Raw genomic sequence first — 14080 nt, forward strand, 5'->3', positions numbered from 1 at the left:
CCTCGCTGGTAACAGTAACTCGTAGGCTCATTATGCAAAAGGCACGCCGTCACAGCCTAAGCTGCTCCGACCGCTTGTAAGCGTATGGTTTCAGGGTCTATTTCACTCCGTTATTCACGGTTCTTTTCACCTTTCCCTCACGGTACTAGTTCACTATCGGTCTCTCAGGAGTATTTAGCCTTACCGGATGGTCCCGGCTGATTCAGTCAAGGTTCCTCGTGCCCCGACCTACTCAGGATTCCCATAAGATTTATAAAACTGTGCCTATACGAGACTTTCACTCTCTATGGTGTGTCTTTCCAAACACTTCTAATCCAGCTTTACAACCTATATCTGGGTCCTACTACCCCCATATTGCCGTAACAATATGGGTTTGGGCTGTTCCCATTTCGCTCGCCACTACTTTGGGAATCACTTTTGTTTTCTTCTCCTCCGCCTACTTAGATGTTTCAGTTCAGCGGGTTTGCTCACCTTTACGGTGTAGTACATCTTCAATGTACTGGGTTGCCCCATTCGGAGATTTGCGTATCATATCGTATGTGCCAATACACGCAACTTTTCGCAGCTTATCACGTCCTTCTTCGCCTCTGAGAGCCTAGGCATCCCCCATACGCCCTTACATAACTTTTCGCGCTTGTAGTCCTAGTCAATTGACAATTAACATTTGATAATTGACAATTATCTAAGTACCTCTCGTTCTCTTTGATTCTTTTTGATTCTTTCGTTAGATTATCAATAATCTATTATTGATCTCTTATGCTTTTTATCCCAATATGTCAATGTACGTTTGTTGTGGAGAATAAGGGATTCGAACCCTTGACCCCCTGCGTGCAAGGCAGGTGCTCTAGCCAGCTGAGCTAATTCCCCCTGTCTCTAGGTAAGAGATATGTGGTAAGAGGTAAGAGGATCCTTCCTCTAGCTCACTCCTAGAAATTTCCTTCTTTTTAAGCTTATTTTGCTTGTAGTCCCAGGCAGACTCGAACTGCCGACCTCTACATTATCAGTGTAGCGCTCTAACCAGCTGAGCTATGAGACTTTGTTCTAATTAGCAAATTTGTAAATTTGCAAATTTTATTTTGTTGTCAGCAAGATTTAAAGAACCAAGTCCTTATTGATTACAAATTTAATCAATAAACTAGCTGTTCATCATTTGTAATTCGTAATTCGTCATTAACTTTCGGCCTTCTCTAGAAAGGAGGTGTTCCAGCCGCACCTTCCGGTACGGCTACCTTGTTACGACTTAGCCCCAGTCACTAGTTTTACCCTAAACAGCTCCTTGCGGTGACCGTCTTCAGGTACTCCCAGCTTCCATGGCTTGACGGGCGGTGTGTACAAGGCCCGGGAACGTATTCACCGGATCATGGCTGATATCCGATTACTAGCGATTCCAGCTTCACGGAGTCGAGTTGCAGACTCCGATCCGAACTGTGACCGTCTTTATAGATTCGCGCCTGCTCACGCAGTGGCTGCTCTCTGTAACGGCCATTGTAGCACGTGTGTAGCCCAAGATGTAAGGGCCGTGATGATTTGACGTCATCCCCACCTTCCTCACGGTTTGCACCGGCAGTCCCATTAGAGGGCTCGACCTTACTCGTTAGCAACTAATGGCAGGGGTTGCGCTCGTTATAGGACTTAACCTGACACCTCACGGCACGAGCTGACGACAACCATGCAGCACCTTGAAAACTGTCCGAAGAAGGAGGTATCTCTACCTCTGTCAGTCTCCATTTAAACCTTGGTAAGGTTCCTCGCGTATCATCGAATTAAACCACATGCTCCACCGCTTGTGCGGGCCCCCGTCAATTCCTTTGAGTTTCATTCTTGCGAACGTACTCCCCAGGTGGGATACTTATCACTTTCGCTTAGCCACTCAGATTACTCCAAACAGCTAGTATCCATCGTTTACAGCGTGGACTACCAGGGTATCTAATCCTGTTCGCTCCCCACGCTTTCGTCCATCAGCGTCAATTAATTGTTAGTAATATGCCTTCGCTATCGGTGTTCTGTGTAATATCTAAGCATTTCACCGCTACACTACACATTCCAACTACTTCACAACCATTCAAGACCAACAGTTTCAAAGGCAGTTGCTTAGTTGAGCTAAGCGCTTTCACCTCTGACTTACCAGCCCGCCTACAGACCCTTTAAACCCAATGATTCCGGATAACGCTCGCATCCTCCGTATTACCGCGGCTGCTGGCACGGAGTTAGCCGATGCTTATTCATAAGGTACCGTCATCAAAGTACACGTACTCCTTATTCTTCCCTTACAAAAGCAGTTTACAACCCATAAGGCCGTCATCCTGCACGCGGCATGGCTGGATCAGTCTTCCGACCATTGTCCAATATTCCTCACTGCTGCCTCCCGTAGGAGTCTGGTCCGTATCTCAGTACCAGTGTGGGGACATCCCTCTCAGAACCCCTATCTATCGTAGCCTTGGGGAGCCGTTACCTCTCCAACTAGCTAATAGAACGCATACTCATCTTTCACCACCAAGGCTTTAATAGTTGTGTGATGCCACACTACTATACTATGGGGTATTAATCCAAATTTCTTCGGGCTATCCCCCAGTGAAAGGCAGATTGTATACGCGTTACGCACCCGTACGCCGGTCTCTGTTACCCGAAAGTAACTTCCCCCTCGACTTGCATGTGTTAGGCCTGCCGCTAGCGTTCATCCTGAGCCAGGATCAAACTCTTCATCGTTAAATTCTTTTATATCTTCTAACCGATCTTCAAGTTATTGACTTCAGGTTTCACTCAATCCTTTAAATCTTCTTTGTGCTGTACAACATTATGTCAAGGTACGTGTTGTTTCTTTCTTTTGGGCGTATGCTATAGCCCCTACAAATGTGCCTTATCGTCTCATTTGCGGGTGCAAAGGTACGGCGTTTTTTCAAACTAGCAAATTTTTTGAGAGTTTTTTTAAGAAAATTTTTAATGTTTATACAACTAATTGATTACTAACTTTATAAATTTTCAATATTTCTTTATTTGCCCTATAAAACTCACCGTTTTTTTCATCGTTATAGCAATTATTGTGGTTGGTATTTCCCTTTTTTGTATTGCATCTGTATTACATCTTCTTTACTATCAACCACCCTTTCAGCGCAAAATCCTTCCGCATCACGCTCTATTTTTATATGTTTAGTAACACGTGTTTCCTCTACGGTATAGAAACCTCGCACCTTATGCTCTGAAATATGCAATTTGCTACTCACCTCTTTTTTTTCTCCCTCACAAGAAGTTTTTGCAGTTCCTCCCCCCGAAATATCAGCCGTATAAGAAAATATATCAGTGCTTAACACTTTTTGCAACTTCTTCCCTTTACTAATAAAATAGGTAAGCACCTCCGAGCCCATAGGCTTATTTCTATCAGCATTCGAGAAAAACACCCTCACCTGATAGGCAATCGCTTTCTTCCCCAACAGTGGCGTCTGAGAAGCCACTTCCAAACCCTGTAAGCGCCCTCTATCACTGTCTTCCCATTCACCTTCACCTATGTAGTAGTTATCTATCATCTGTTTCTGAAGATTGTACAAAACAACATAAGCATCATAAAGCATCTTGTCCTTACTTCTTTTCTTTAAAGGAAAAACCACGAGCTTGTGTATCGTATCTTCTTTTAGCCCTCGCTCCGTATAAAGTGCCCAATACACCTGACGTCTGTCAAACTTAAATTTCGCCTCAATAGCTTTAAAAATAGTACTTTCATTTTGCAATTGTTCTTGTGCTACACCACACATCGGCAGTAATAACAGTAGGTATATAAACTTCTTCATTTTTTAATATTTTATTGATTGCGTCCTTGTTCTTCTGGATATAGTTTATAAACAGGCTCACTCTGCCAATATTCCTTCGTTTCAATATCCATAACCGTAAGGCGTCCTTTGAAGCCCGCTCCTGTATCTACATTTGCCACCCCGTTGAAAATAAGAGGTTTATCAGTACCCAAGCGCGTCGTAGGTGTATGTCCTATATAAATTTCATTATAGAGTTTCAAACGGTTAGGATAATACTTATCTGTTTTAGGAAGACTAACGCTACAAGCAAGTTCCCAAAGCGTTCTATCCCAATAGTACATCTGTTCGAAATGCTCGTGAGCAATCCCGCGCAAATTAGTAAATCCCGCGTGAAGAAAAAGCCTATTTTTGCTATCCAAGTAGTAATTTTCAAGCGAGTTTATAAAATCAATATGAGCCTTTTTGCGCTCTGCCGAAACATTCCGATAAGCTTTTTCAGTAGCTTTTCCTCCGTGCAAACGCCAAAGAGTATCCATCTCTTTCCCTAAAAGAAACTCACGGCAAAGCGCATCGTGATTCCCTCTGAGGAACAAACAACGCTGTTTCTTTTGGTATTCGATGAGAAAATCCAGCACCTCGGGAGTTTCACTCCAACCATCAGCGTAATCACCAAGGAAAATAAGGTAGTCATCAGTTTGTATATCAGCTCTTTCAAGTACCTGCACCAAAGCGCGTAAAGCACCGTGTATATCGCCTATAACAAGAGTTCGCATAGTGTTTAATTTTGCTATTATTCGTCTGTGAAAAGTTCGGCAAAAGTAGTAATTTTTTTTCAATTATCAGACAATCTCTAATTTTCCACCCGCCCATCGCGCTATAACCTCACATTACCTCCGTCACTCATCATTCGTCACTCGTCATTTCTTCCCTTTTTCGTCATACTCCTCCCTAGTGCCTATTTGCCTAAGACCCCACACTTCCCCATTTACTAATTTTCTAATTTGCTAATTCTCTAATTATCCCTTCTCCTTTCCGTCACCACATTCCCCCTCTCCTTGGGAGAAGTCTCCGAATAGGAGAGTATGTGAACGGGGTGAGGATTCCTCTTTCTTTCGCCTCGAAACCCCTTTTTTACCATTTTTTGCATCGCTGTATTATACTATGAATCAATTGCTTATACACCCTTTCTATACCAATCGTCCAAGATTCGTATAAGCTTCCTATAAGCTCTCTATAAGCTAACCCCACCCTCCTCACAGCCTTTTCTCACCAAAATTCCTCTCAGCTCTCTTCTGAAATCTTTCGTTTCCTTCCGAACCTCTCAATATTCCTCTATTTTCTAATTCTCTCATTTTCTAATTTGCTAATTTTCTCTGCCTGTCGTGCTACGAACTTGCTAATTTGCTAATTATTCTCTATCTTTGCACCCGTAAACTTAAAAAAACCTTTTATAAAATGAAAAACAAAGATTTTGGACTCCTCGTCCTCCGCCTCACCATAGGCTTGCTTATGCTTCCTCACGGCATCAACAAATTATTACACGCCGATGCCTTTGGATATGTTCAAAGTACCTTAGTAGCCAAAGGTCTTCCCACCTTCATCGCCTATGGGGTATATCTTAGCGAAATCATCGCTCCTATAATGATTGTATTAGGCTTCCGAACCCGTTTAGCTGCTCTTATAATGGTACTTGGCGGAATTAGTACGCTCTTTTTGGCGTATGGAGGTCAAATTACCGCAGTTACGGCTCACGGTGGTTGGGCTCCTGAACTCCCTGGACTATTCCTTTTCGGTGCTTTAGCTTTGTTCTTTACCGGAAGTGGCAAACACGCCATTTCCACTCGCCACAAATGGGATTAACGAATGTTAGAACAAGTCAATCTTACCTACGAGAAAGTAGTACTTGTAGGGATTATCAATCAAATACAAACCGAAGAAAAATCTAAGGAATATTTAGACGAACTCGAATTTCTTACTTACACAGCTGGGGGTGAAGTGCTCAAACGCTTCACCCAAAAGCTTGATGTGCCTAACCCTAAAACCTTCATCGGCACCGGTAAGATGGAGGAAGTACAGCAATTTGTTGAAGAAAATGAGGTAGGTACTGTCATCTTCGACGATGAACTCACCCCTGCTCAACAGAAGAATATCGAGCGTATTCTCAAAGCAAAGATATTAGACCGCACAGGGCTTATTCTCGATATCTTTGCTCAGCGTGCACAAACCAGCTATTCGCGCACACAAGTCGAATTGGCACAATACGAATACCTCTTACCGCGCCTTACGGGATTATGGACGCACCTCGAACGTCAGCGAGGCGGTATCGGTATGCGTGGTCCTGGTGAAACCGAAATCGAAACCGACCGCCGTATCGTGCGCGACCGTATCGCCCTGCTCAAAAAGAAACTCACCGCTATCGATAAGCAAATGGCTACTCAACGCAGTAATCGCGGAGCATTAGTGCGGGTGGCACTCATCGGATATACCAATGTAGGCAAATCTACCCTAATGAACGTGATAAGCAAAAGCGAAGTCTTTGCCGAAAATAAGCTCTTTGCCACCCTCGATACCACCGTGCGCAAGGTTGTGATTGAAAACCTACCGTTCTTGCTCAGCGATACCGTAGGGTTCATTCGCAAACTGCCTACCCAGCTCATCGAGTCGTTTAAAAGTACCCTCGACGAGGTACGTGAAGCCGATTTGCTCTTGCACGTAGTTGATATTTCACACCCCAACTTCGAGGAGCATATCCAATCAGTAAACCAAATATTAGCCGAAATTCACAGCGCCGATAAGCCCACCATTATGGTATTCAACAAGATTGATGCGTATAGCAATGAAGAAATAGCCGAAGACGATTTGGCTACCGAGCGCACTAAAAAACACTTCACTCTTGATGAATGGAAACAAACTTGGATGCAACGAATGGGGCGCGATGTACTCTTCATTTCGGCACTCAATAAAAATAATCTCGAAGAATTCCGTGAGGTGGTGTACGAAAAGGTAAAGGAGATACACATCACTCGCTTTCCTTTTAATAACTTTTTATACGAAAAGATAGATGAATAAACTCAATTTACTATTGGCTACGATAGCCTTATGTTGCACCTCTTTGGCAGTTGCTCAAAACGATGAAAACCTCAACACCGATCGCCCCGACCAAAGTGAAGGGGTATACACCCTGCCCAAAGGTCAGTTTCAAATAGAAAATGGTTTAGTTTTCAGCAAAGAAGAAAGCAGTGATAACCTAATGTTACGCTACGGACTCATCACAAACACCGAACTCCGCTTAGAAGCCGATTTCGACCTTCGTACCCCCGATTTTAGTAGTACTACTTTCAGCATAAAACAGCGTTTATACGAATCGGAACAGCGTTATATCCCCTCAGTGGGACTCATCGGTTATGGACAATACAGCAAAACAGACGCTAAGACTTATACTTTCGACGCTTGTTTAGCTTTTGAAAGCTCTCTTACCGACCAGCTTTCATTAGCTTATAGTGCTCGTAGCTCTGAACAATTTAAGAATTTAGATGTTACTGCTCAGGTCAATTATGCTCCCAACAACAAGCTATGGAGCTTTGTTGAGTATTACGCTTCCTATAATGGAATGCGTGCTCCTGAGCACAATATCAATGCAGGAATTGCCTATCTCCTAAAACCTAATTTTCAAATAGACCTCAGCGGAGGGCGTACCCTTTGGCAACCAGAACCTCAATATTTTGTAGGGGTGGGAATAGGATATTTATTCATTTAACAATATGGAAAATTTCGCCCGAAGTATGGCTTTTGCATCTCTAATTCCCCTCGCAGAGAGAGCAGGAAGAAGTTTCTTCATTATTAATTATTAATCACTAACCATTAACAATTAATCATTAAAAAAATTGCCTAAAATAGGAAACATAGATTTAGGAGATTTCCCTTTATTGCTTGCACCTATGGAAGATGTAAGCGATCCTCCCTTTCGTCGCCTTTGTAAAATGCACGGAGCTGATATGCTTTACAGTGAGTTCATTTCCTCCGAAGGACTCATACGCGACGCCATTAAAAGCCGTCAAAAGTTAGATATTTTCGATTACGAACGTCCCGTAGGCATACAAATTTTTGGGGGTGATGAAGAAGCAATGGCGCTCTCAGCTAAAATCGTTGCCACTGTAAACCCCGATTTAGTAGACATCAACTTTGGTTGTCCTGTAAAGAAGGTTGTAAGCAAAGGCGCAGGAGCGGGGGTTTTGAAAGATATCGATTTGATGGTGCGCCTTACCAAAGCTGTCGTAAACAGTACCCATTTACCTGTAACTGTAAAAACGCGTTTAGGTTGGGACGAGCAAAATATCAATATTGAAGAAGTAGCCGAACGTCTGCAAGATGTAGGTATCAGCGCGCTTACCATTCACGCCCGTACCCGTAGCCAGATGTACAAAGGTCACTCCGATTGGAGCTATATTGCCAAAGTGAAGAACAATCCTCGTATTCATATTCCTATTTTCGGTAACGGCGATATCGATAGCCCTGAAAAAGCCTCAGAATACCGCAATACTTACGGCGTAGACGGTATAATGATAGGTCGTGCAGCCATTGGTTATCCGTGGATATTTAATGAAATAAAGCATTATTTTGCAACGGGAGAGCTTCTCCCCTCCCCTACTATATCCGATCGTGTAGAAGCTGCTAAAAACCATCTATTATGGTCGGTAGAATGGAAAGGTGAACGACAAGGAGTGTTGGAAATGCGCAGGCATTATGCTAATTATTTTAAGGGGATTCCTAATTTTAAAGAACATCGCCAGCGATTAGTAACGTTAGATTCCTCAGAAGAAATAATAAGAGAACTCGAAGTAGTGAGAGAATTAAAAAGGGAAGTCTAATAATCTAAGCTTTTTTACTTTTTATTTTTAGTAAACCATAGGTGAGCATTCCTAAAACAAATGAAGCAGTAATCGCCAAAGTAAAACTCCCTACTAAGTATTGCAACAAATTGTTTTTGATGTATTCCATTGCGGTGAGGTCTCCTTGCGGAAGAATCGTGCCCCCCACAAAAAAAGTACCTATTTTAAGAGAAGTGAAAATAAGCACCGGTATCATTGGGGGAATACTCACATTCGAGCAAATAAAAGCCAAAGTTTTGTTCAAATTAAAGAATACCGCCAAAGTAATAGTAAGTATGGTTTGAAATCCCCAAAAAGGCGCAATGCCAAAGAATACACCTAATGCTACCGAACCTGCCTTCACACTATCGCTACTGTCGCTCTCTAATATATCTTCTTTAATAAAACGTTTGAGACTCTTCTTCTTAGCATCTCTAAAGAAATTACGCGGTTTGATATAGAAGAGCGCAATGAGCACCAACACACTATTCAGCACACTGATACGTATAAAATCCCTAAACGGACGAAAATGCGAAACTCGTTCTTCGGGGTCGTACAACACTTGTATAGGTACATTCTTCAGTTGTACCCCATTCCAACTACTGCGCACTAATATCTCTATCTCAAACTCAAACTTTTCGGTGTAATATTTCTTAGGAATGTACTGCAAAGGATATAACCTATATCCTGATTGCGTATCAGGAAGATTGACGCCCGTTTCGAGGTGAAACCAGAAGTTAGAAAATTTATGCCCGAAGCTACTTTTCTTAGGTACCCCGTCTTGGGTCATATTCCTACTACCTACCAATAGAGTAGGTTCGCTTTCCGCTTCGATAGTAGCTATAAATACAGGTATATCTTCGGGGTAATGTTGTCCGTCGGAGTCGATGGTAAGGGCATAGTCGTAACCTAAATTGCGAGCTTTGTCAAACCCTATACGTAGGGCATTGCCTTTGCCTTTATTCTTAGGAAGATGAATAATACTGAGCTCAGGGTAACGAGCAAGTATATCGGGAGTAGCATCGGTTGCGCCATCATTCACTATGATAATGTGAGAGGTATAACGCAACACCCCATCAATCACACGAGCGAGGGTTTTAGCATTGTTATAAGTAGGAATTAAAACGCAATAGTTCATAGTCCCATTTTCTTTTTCTCTCCATCGTTAAACACTTTCGACTTCTTTACAAACCCAGCTATATACTTTTGTAGTTCACGGGTTTGCTGAGCGTAGTGTGCAAGTATAAAATCCTTATCGTCTGTGATGTCGTTGCGATAGGGTACTACTTTGGGCAAGTGTTCTTGCACACTGAGGCGTATCAGGTGAAGTTCAGCGTTTTGAGGTTGCTGTTTGAGAGCGTTTTCTAAGAGCGGTTTACCCTCTTTGAGCAGGGCAATACGGTTACCTCCAAATTTTGCCAGTATCATCTTACTCGCCCCTTTATAGGCACTTAGCACCACATCGGTAGTAGGAGCATTAGCCATTAGCTCTACAAAAGCTACAGCATTCTCTTTGCTATCGGAAGCCGTAGTATAAGCGGTGCGTAGTTTCTCAAGGCTCTGTGCTTGCAGTGCTCCAAAACTCAAGAATAATATGATGAAGTAGATGTGTTTCATTTAGCCTATAAGTTCTTCAACTTTGCCAAAGTTCAAACTTTGGCAAAGTCTTATCTGTTTTCTCTTATCTGTTACTTGAAAATCGCTCTATACAGGTCGCTACCATTGGCATATAGCAAAAGGGCTATTAAAATAGCAAAACCTACCATTTGGGCGTGTTCTAATACTTTTTCACTCGGTTTTCTACCCGTTACCATTTCGTATAGGAGGAATACCACGTGTCCGCCGTCTAAGGCTGGGATAGGCAAAATATTCATAAAGGCTAAGGCAATAGATAGAAAAGCAGTGATATGCCAAAAAGCGAGCCAATTCCAAGACGATGGGAAGAGCTTTCCTATAGAACCAAAGCCTCCTACTTCACTGGCTCCCTTCTTGGTAAAGATAAATTTAAACTGGGCTACATAGTCGTGTAGCACATTGTAACCGTATGCAATTCCGTGACTGAGGGCTTCTCCTAAACTGTAAGTCTTATGGGTAAATTGTACCTCACCTTCGGTTTGCATACCACTGATACCTATTTTTTTATTACTGTCGGGAAGGACGCTGAGGGTCATTGGCTTTCCGTTGCGCTCAATAGCAAAAGTGAGAGGAGTGTTCTCAGGAGCCATTGCAAGGGCAGGTGTTACATCGGAGAAATAGTAAATAGGTTCTCCATTGATGCTTAACAGCTTATCGCCCTTTTGTAAACCTGCTTTCTGAGCAGGCATTCCCACTATTACTGTATCGATAATGGGTTTTACTTTTACACTAAAAGGAGTCGTTTCTCCTCGTAAATAGAGCATCTTCCCAATAGAATCGGGGAGAGATAGAGTACGCACAGTTCCGTCTTGTCCTTTTACGGTAAGCTCACTGGTATTGCGCAACAAGATATATTTACTTACATCGGCTACGCTTTCTAAGGGTTTGCCATTGATAGCGGTTACGATATCGCCGTTCTGGAACCCATAAGCGCGCATTGTGCGGGTTACTGCAAAACCTTCCTTAATACCTTCGGGTTTGAGCTGGTCTTGCCCCCAAGTGAAGAGTATCATCGCGTAAATAATGAAACCTAAGAGCAGGTTTACCGTTACACCACCTATCATAATGATAAGGCGTTGCCACGCAGGTTTAGAACGGAACTCCCACGGCTGTGGAGGTTGCGCCATTTGCTCCTTGTCCATACTCTCATCAATCATACCGGCAATCTTCACGTAGCCACCCAACGGTAGCCACCCGATGCCGTATACTGTTTCGCCTATCTTCTTCTTAAAAAGGGCAAACTTCACATCGAAGAAAAGAAAAAACTTTTCTACTCTTGTTTTAAAGAGTTTAGCAGGTATAAAATGTCCTAACTCGTGTAGGACTACTAAAATTGAAAGACTCAGAATCAGCTGAGCCGCTTTTATTAAAAATACTTCCATTCTTTTTTAGGCCATAGGCATTAGGCCTTAGGCCACAGGGGGGTAGGATAATATAACTATTGCGTATTACTTATTGTCAAACTTTTTTGTAAAGAAGTAAGCATTTTTCCTACTTCTTTTATTAAACCAAAAGCTCTTTCAATATCTGAATTATTTAAATAATTAATTTTTACACAAAGCAATAATTGTGTTTCTAATTCAGCATTTGAACCTTTGGCGACAGATAAAAAATGAGTATATTCTTTAATTGAATATCTCCCTCTTCCTTCAGCAATATTACTTGGAATAGAGATAACAGCACGTCTCATTTGGTCACTTAAAGCAAATTGTTCTTCTTTAGGTAGTTTCTTAACTAAGTTATAAACTTCAACTACAAGATCCATTGCTTTTTGCCAAACAATTAAATCTTTAAAGTCTTTAATATCATTCATAGGTTTCAGACCATAGGCATTAGTCCTCAGTCCACAGGTTTTAAGATAATGTTCCTAAGACCTATTGCCTAAGGCCTTTTTATTTGCTAATTGTCCGCAGGCGGCATCGATGTCTTTACCACGGGAGTGGCGAACGGTAACGGTGATACCTACCTCTTCAAGCATTGTTTGGTAAAGTTCAAGCGCTTTAGGGTCGGCTTGTTGAAAATCCCCATCGTCAATAGGGTTGTACTCAATGAGGTTTACCTTAGAAGGGGCAAACTTACAAAACTTTATCAGTGCTTCTACGTCCTTCTTCTGGTCGTTGATCCCCTTCCACACTACGTACTCATAAGTAATACGGTTTTTGGTTTTTTGATACCAATACGCTAAGGCTTCGCGTAGTTCTTCCAGTGGAAATTGCTCATTGAAAGGCATAATGCCCGTGCGCACACTACTGATAGCCGAGTGCAAAGATACAGCTAATTTGAATTTTACCTCATCATCAGCCATTTTTTTTATCAATTTGGGGATACCCGAAGTGGATAGCGTAATGCGTTTAGGCGACATTCCTAAGCCCTCAGGCGAAGTAATCTTGTCGATTGCCTTCAATACATTATTATAGTTCATCAGCGGTTCGCCCATTCCCATAAATACTATGTTAGAGAGCGGACGACCAAAGAAAGCGCGACTCTGCTCATCGATTACCTTTACTTGGTCGAATATCTCATCGGGGAGGAGATTGCGCATACGTTTTAAGCGAGCTGTGGCACAAAACGAACAGTTGAGACTACACCCCACCTGACTGGATACGCAAGCGGTGGTGCGAGTATCGGTAGGAATTAGCACCGACTCTACTAATAACCCGTCGTGCAAACGCACTGCGTTTTTAATCGTACCATCGTTACTGCGCTGCATCACATCTACTTTGATATGGTTGATGCTAAAATGTTCGCTGAGCATCTCGCGAGTAGCTTTGGGCAGTGAGGTCATCTCCTCGAAAGTATGCACGCCTTTCTGCCACAACCATTCATATACTTGGTTGCCACGGAAAGGTTTATCGCCATTACTCTCGAAGAAAGCGCGAAGTTCCTCCTTAGTAAGAGCGCGTATGTCGCGTTTTTGTTGCATATATTTGTGTTAGAGATGAGGCTTTGCCTCAGAAATCTTACAAATCAATTCAAATCAAACAAAGAAGTATGAATAAAGGCGTTAGCTTCAACTTTGACAAAGTTTACGACCCTAATTATAATTTAAAATCCTTTACTACCTCTTCTAACGGCAAGCGCGATTTTGGGCGCAAGTGCAATTGATTGCTGTCCTCAGGGTCGCGGTAGCCTATTGCCACCGCGAAGAGCGTAGTGTATTGAGGTTCATTCAGAAGCTTGTCGTACTCAGTATTGACAATACCTTCCATAGGAGTACTATCGATGCCCATAGAAGCACAAGCACTGAGAAAAAATCCTAATGCGATGTACACTTGGTTGTTTATCCACGCATAGAGTCCTACATCACCTTTGGGTTTTTGTACTTTATGATAGAAGTTAAGTCCCATTTCAGTAGCTGCTTTAACGAGCTTTTCTTCAAATGATGGCAAAGCGCTATTCGCCATAAATACCACTAAATGACTTGCTTTTCTAACGCGTTCTTCGTTGGTAAGCGATACTTTGGCGAAAGCCTCTTTAGTAGCTTCATCACTTATGAAAACAAATTGCCAAGGCTGTGAATTGATAGACGAAGGAGCGAGGCGTAATATCTCTTTGAGCTTAGCGATATCTTCATCGCTCACACGTTTAGAGCTGTAATGTTTAGTAGTATAGCGGGTTTGTGCTAATTTTAAAAAATCCATAGTGTTTTGTTTTTAAGTTTAACTTTTAATTTCAAGGTGCAAAGGTACGGCGTAATTAGCAATTTAACAAATAAGGAAAAAGGTAAAAGGTATGGCAGGTGAAATATGGCTAAAAATCAAGAGGTTATTCGGAGGTCATTCGAATCTAAGGCTACGGTAAGACGAAAAATGTCCGCTCTCGATGGCTTTCTCA

The 14080-nt window shown here is 42.3% G+C and carries 12 protein-coding genes, 2 tRNA genes and 2 rRNA genes (1 of these 16 only partly in view); 4 read left to right on the forward strand and 12 right to left on the reverse strand.

Going from position 1 to position 14080, the window contains the following annotated elements; all coding sequences use genetic code 11:
• The 6 genes from AM608_RS05910 to AM608_RS05935 form a co-directional block, all read right to left on the reverse strand.
• Window positions 1–631, reverse strand: a 23S ribosomal RNA gene (locus AM608_RS05910); it reaches 2211 nt to the left of the window's first position.
• Between the two features lie 162 nt (window positions 632–793).
• Window positions 794–867 (reverse strand) — tRNA-Ala (locus AM608_RS05915).
• Window positions 868–962: 95 nt separating this feature from the next.
• Window positions 963–1036: transfer RNA gene (locus tag AM608_RS05920), tRNA-Ile, on the reverse strand.
• Between the two features lie 155 nt (window positions 1037–1191).
• Window positions 1192–2706: ribosomal RNA gene (locus tag AM608_RS05925) — 16S ribosomal RNA — on the reverse strand.
• The 16S and 23S rRNA genes sit together here with 2 tRNA genes alongside, the layout of an rRNA operon.
• A gap of 329 nt (window positions 2707–3035) precedes the next feature.
• Window positions 3036–3782, reverse strand: a complete 747-nt coding sequence (locus AM608_RS05930) for a hypothetical protein (RefSeq protein WP_053581081.1) — start codon at window positions 3780–3782, stop codon at window positions 3036–3038.
• A gap of 11 nt (window positions 3783–3793) precedes the next feature.
• Entirely contained in the window at window positions 3794–4516 is a 723-nt protein-coding gene (locus tag AM608_RS05935) for a metallophosphoesterase (protein WP_053581082.1), read from the reverse strand.
• A gap of 682 nt (window positions 4517–5198) precedes the next feature.
• Here AM608_RS05935 and AM608_RS05940 point away from each other — a divergent pair.
• The 4 genes from AM608_RS05940 to dusB all read left to right on the forward strand — a co-directional run bounded on the left by AM608_RS05940 (window position 5199) and on the right by dusB (window position 8611).
• Window positions 5199–5603, forward strand: a complete 405-nt coding sequence (locus AM608_RS05940; protein WP_002673772.1) for a DoxX family protein — start codon at window positions 5199–5201, stop codon at window positions 5601–5603.
• Window positions 5604–5606: 3 nt separating this feature from the next.
• Window positions 5607–6812 (forward strand): GTPase HflX, encoded by a 1206-nt coding sequence (hflX, locus tag AM608_RS05945; RefSeq protein ID WP_053581083.1) that lies wholly within the window; start codon window positions 5607–5609, stop codon window positions 6810–6812.
• Window positions 6805–7500, forward strand: coding sequence for a transporter (locus tag AM608_RS05950; protein ID WP_053581084.1), 696 nt, complete (start codon window positions 6805–6807; stop codon window positions 7498–7500). Before hflX ends, AM608_RS05950 begins: the two co-directional genes overlap by 8 nt.
• Window positions 7501–7627: 127 nt before the next feature.
• Window positions 7628–8611 carry a tRNA dihydrouridine synthase DusB gene (gene dusB / locus AM608_RS05955; protein ID WP_053581085.1) on the forward strand — a complete coding sequence of 328 codons (984 nt, stop codon included), beginning with the start codon at window positions 7628–7630 and terminating at the stop codon, window positions 8609–8611.
• Between the two features lie 4 nt (window positions 8612–8615).
• On the opposite strand, the gene AM608_RS05960 is transcribed toward dusB, so the two are convergent.
• From AM608_RS05960 to AM608_RS05985, 6 genes are all read right to left on the reverse strand, one after another.
• On the reverse strand, window positions 8616–9749 hold the full coding sequence (locus tag AM608_RS05960) for a DUF2062 domain-containing protein (protein ID WP_015781786.1): 1134 nt from the start codon (window positions 9747–9749) through the stop codon (window positions 8616–8618).
• Window positions 9746–10228, reverse strand: a complete 483-nt coding sequence (locus tag AM608_RS05965) for a hypothetical protein (protein WP_015781787.1) — start codon at window positions 10226–10228, stop codon at window positions 9746–9748. The genes AM608_RS05960 and AM608_RS05965 overlap by 4 nt, the downstream gene beginning before the upstream one ends.
• A 71-nt stretch (window positions 10229–10299) precedes the next feature.
• The gene (gene rseP / locus AM608_RS05970) at window positions 10300–11628 is read right to left on the reverse strand and encodes an RIP metalloprotease RseP (RefSeq protein WP_053581086.1); all 1329 of its coding nucleotides are present in this window, start codon (window positions 11626–11628) and stop codon (window positions 10300–10302) included.
• A gap of 56 nt (window positions 11629–11684) precedes the next feature.
• Entirely contained in the window at window positions 11685–12059 is a 375-nt protein-coding gene (locus AM608_RS05975; RefSeq protein ID WP_009410551.1) for a four helix bundle protein, read from the reverse strand.
• Window positions 12060–12113: 54 nt separating this feature from the next.
• Window positions 12114–13169: a 23S rRNA (adenine(2503)-C(2))-methyltransferase RlmN gene (gene rlmN / locus AM608_RS05980; protein WP_053581087.1), complete on the reverse strand. Its 1056-nt coding sequence runs from the start codon at window positions 13167–13169 to the stop codon at window positions 12114–12116.
• Between the two features lie 115 nt (window positions 13170–13284).
• The gene (locus AM608_RS05985) at window positions 13285–13887 is read right to left on the reverse strand and encodes a nitroreductase family protein (RefSeq protein ID WP_015781790.1); all 603 of its coding nucleotides are present in this window, start codon (window positions 13885–13887) and stop codon (window positions 13285–13287) included.
• Between the last annotated feature and the right edge of the window lie 193 nt (window positions 13888–14080).

Origin of the sequence: Capnocytophaga sp. oral taxon 323, from assembly GCF_001278825.1 — a bacterium.
Taxonomy (GTDB): Bacteria; Bacteroidota; Bacteroidia; order Flavobacteriales; family Flavobacteriaceae; genus Capnocytophaga; species Capnocytophaga ochracea.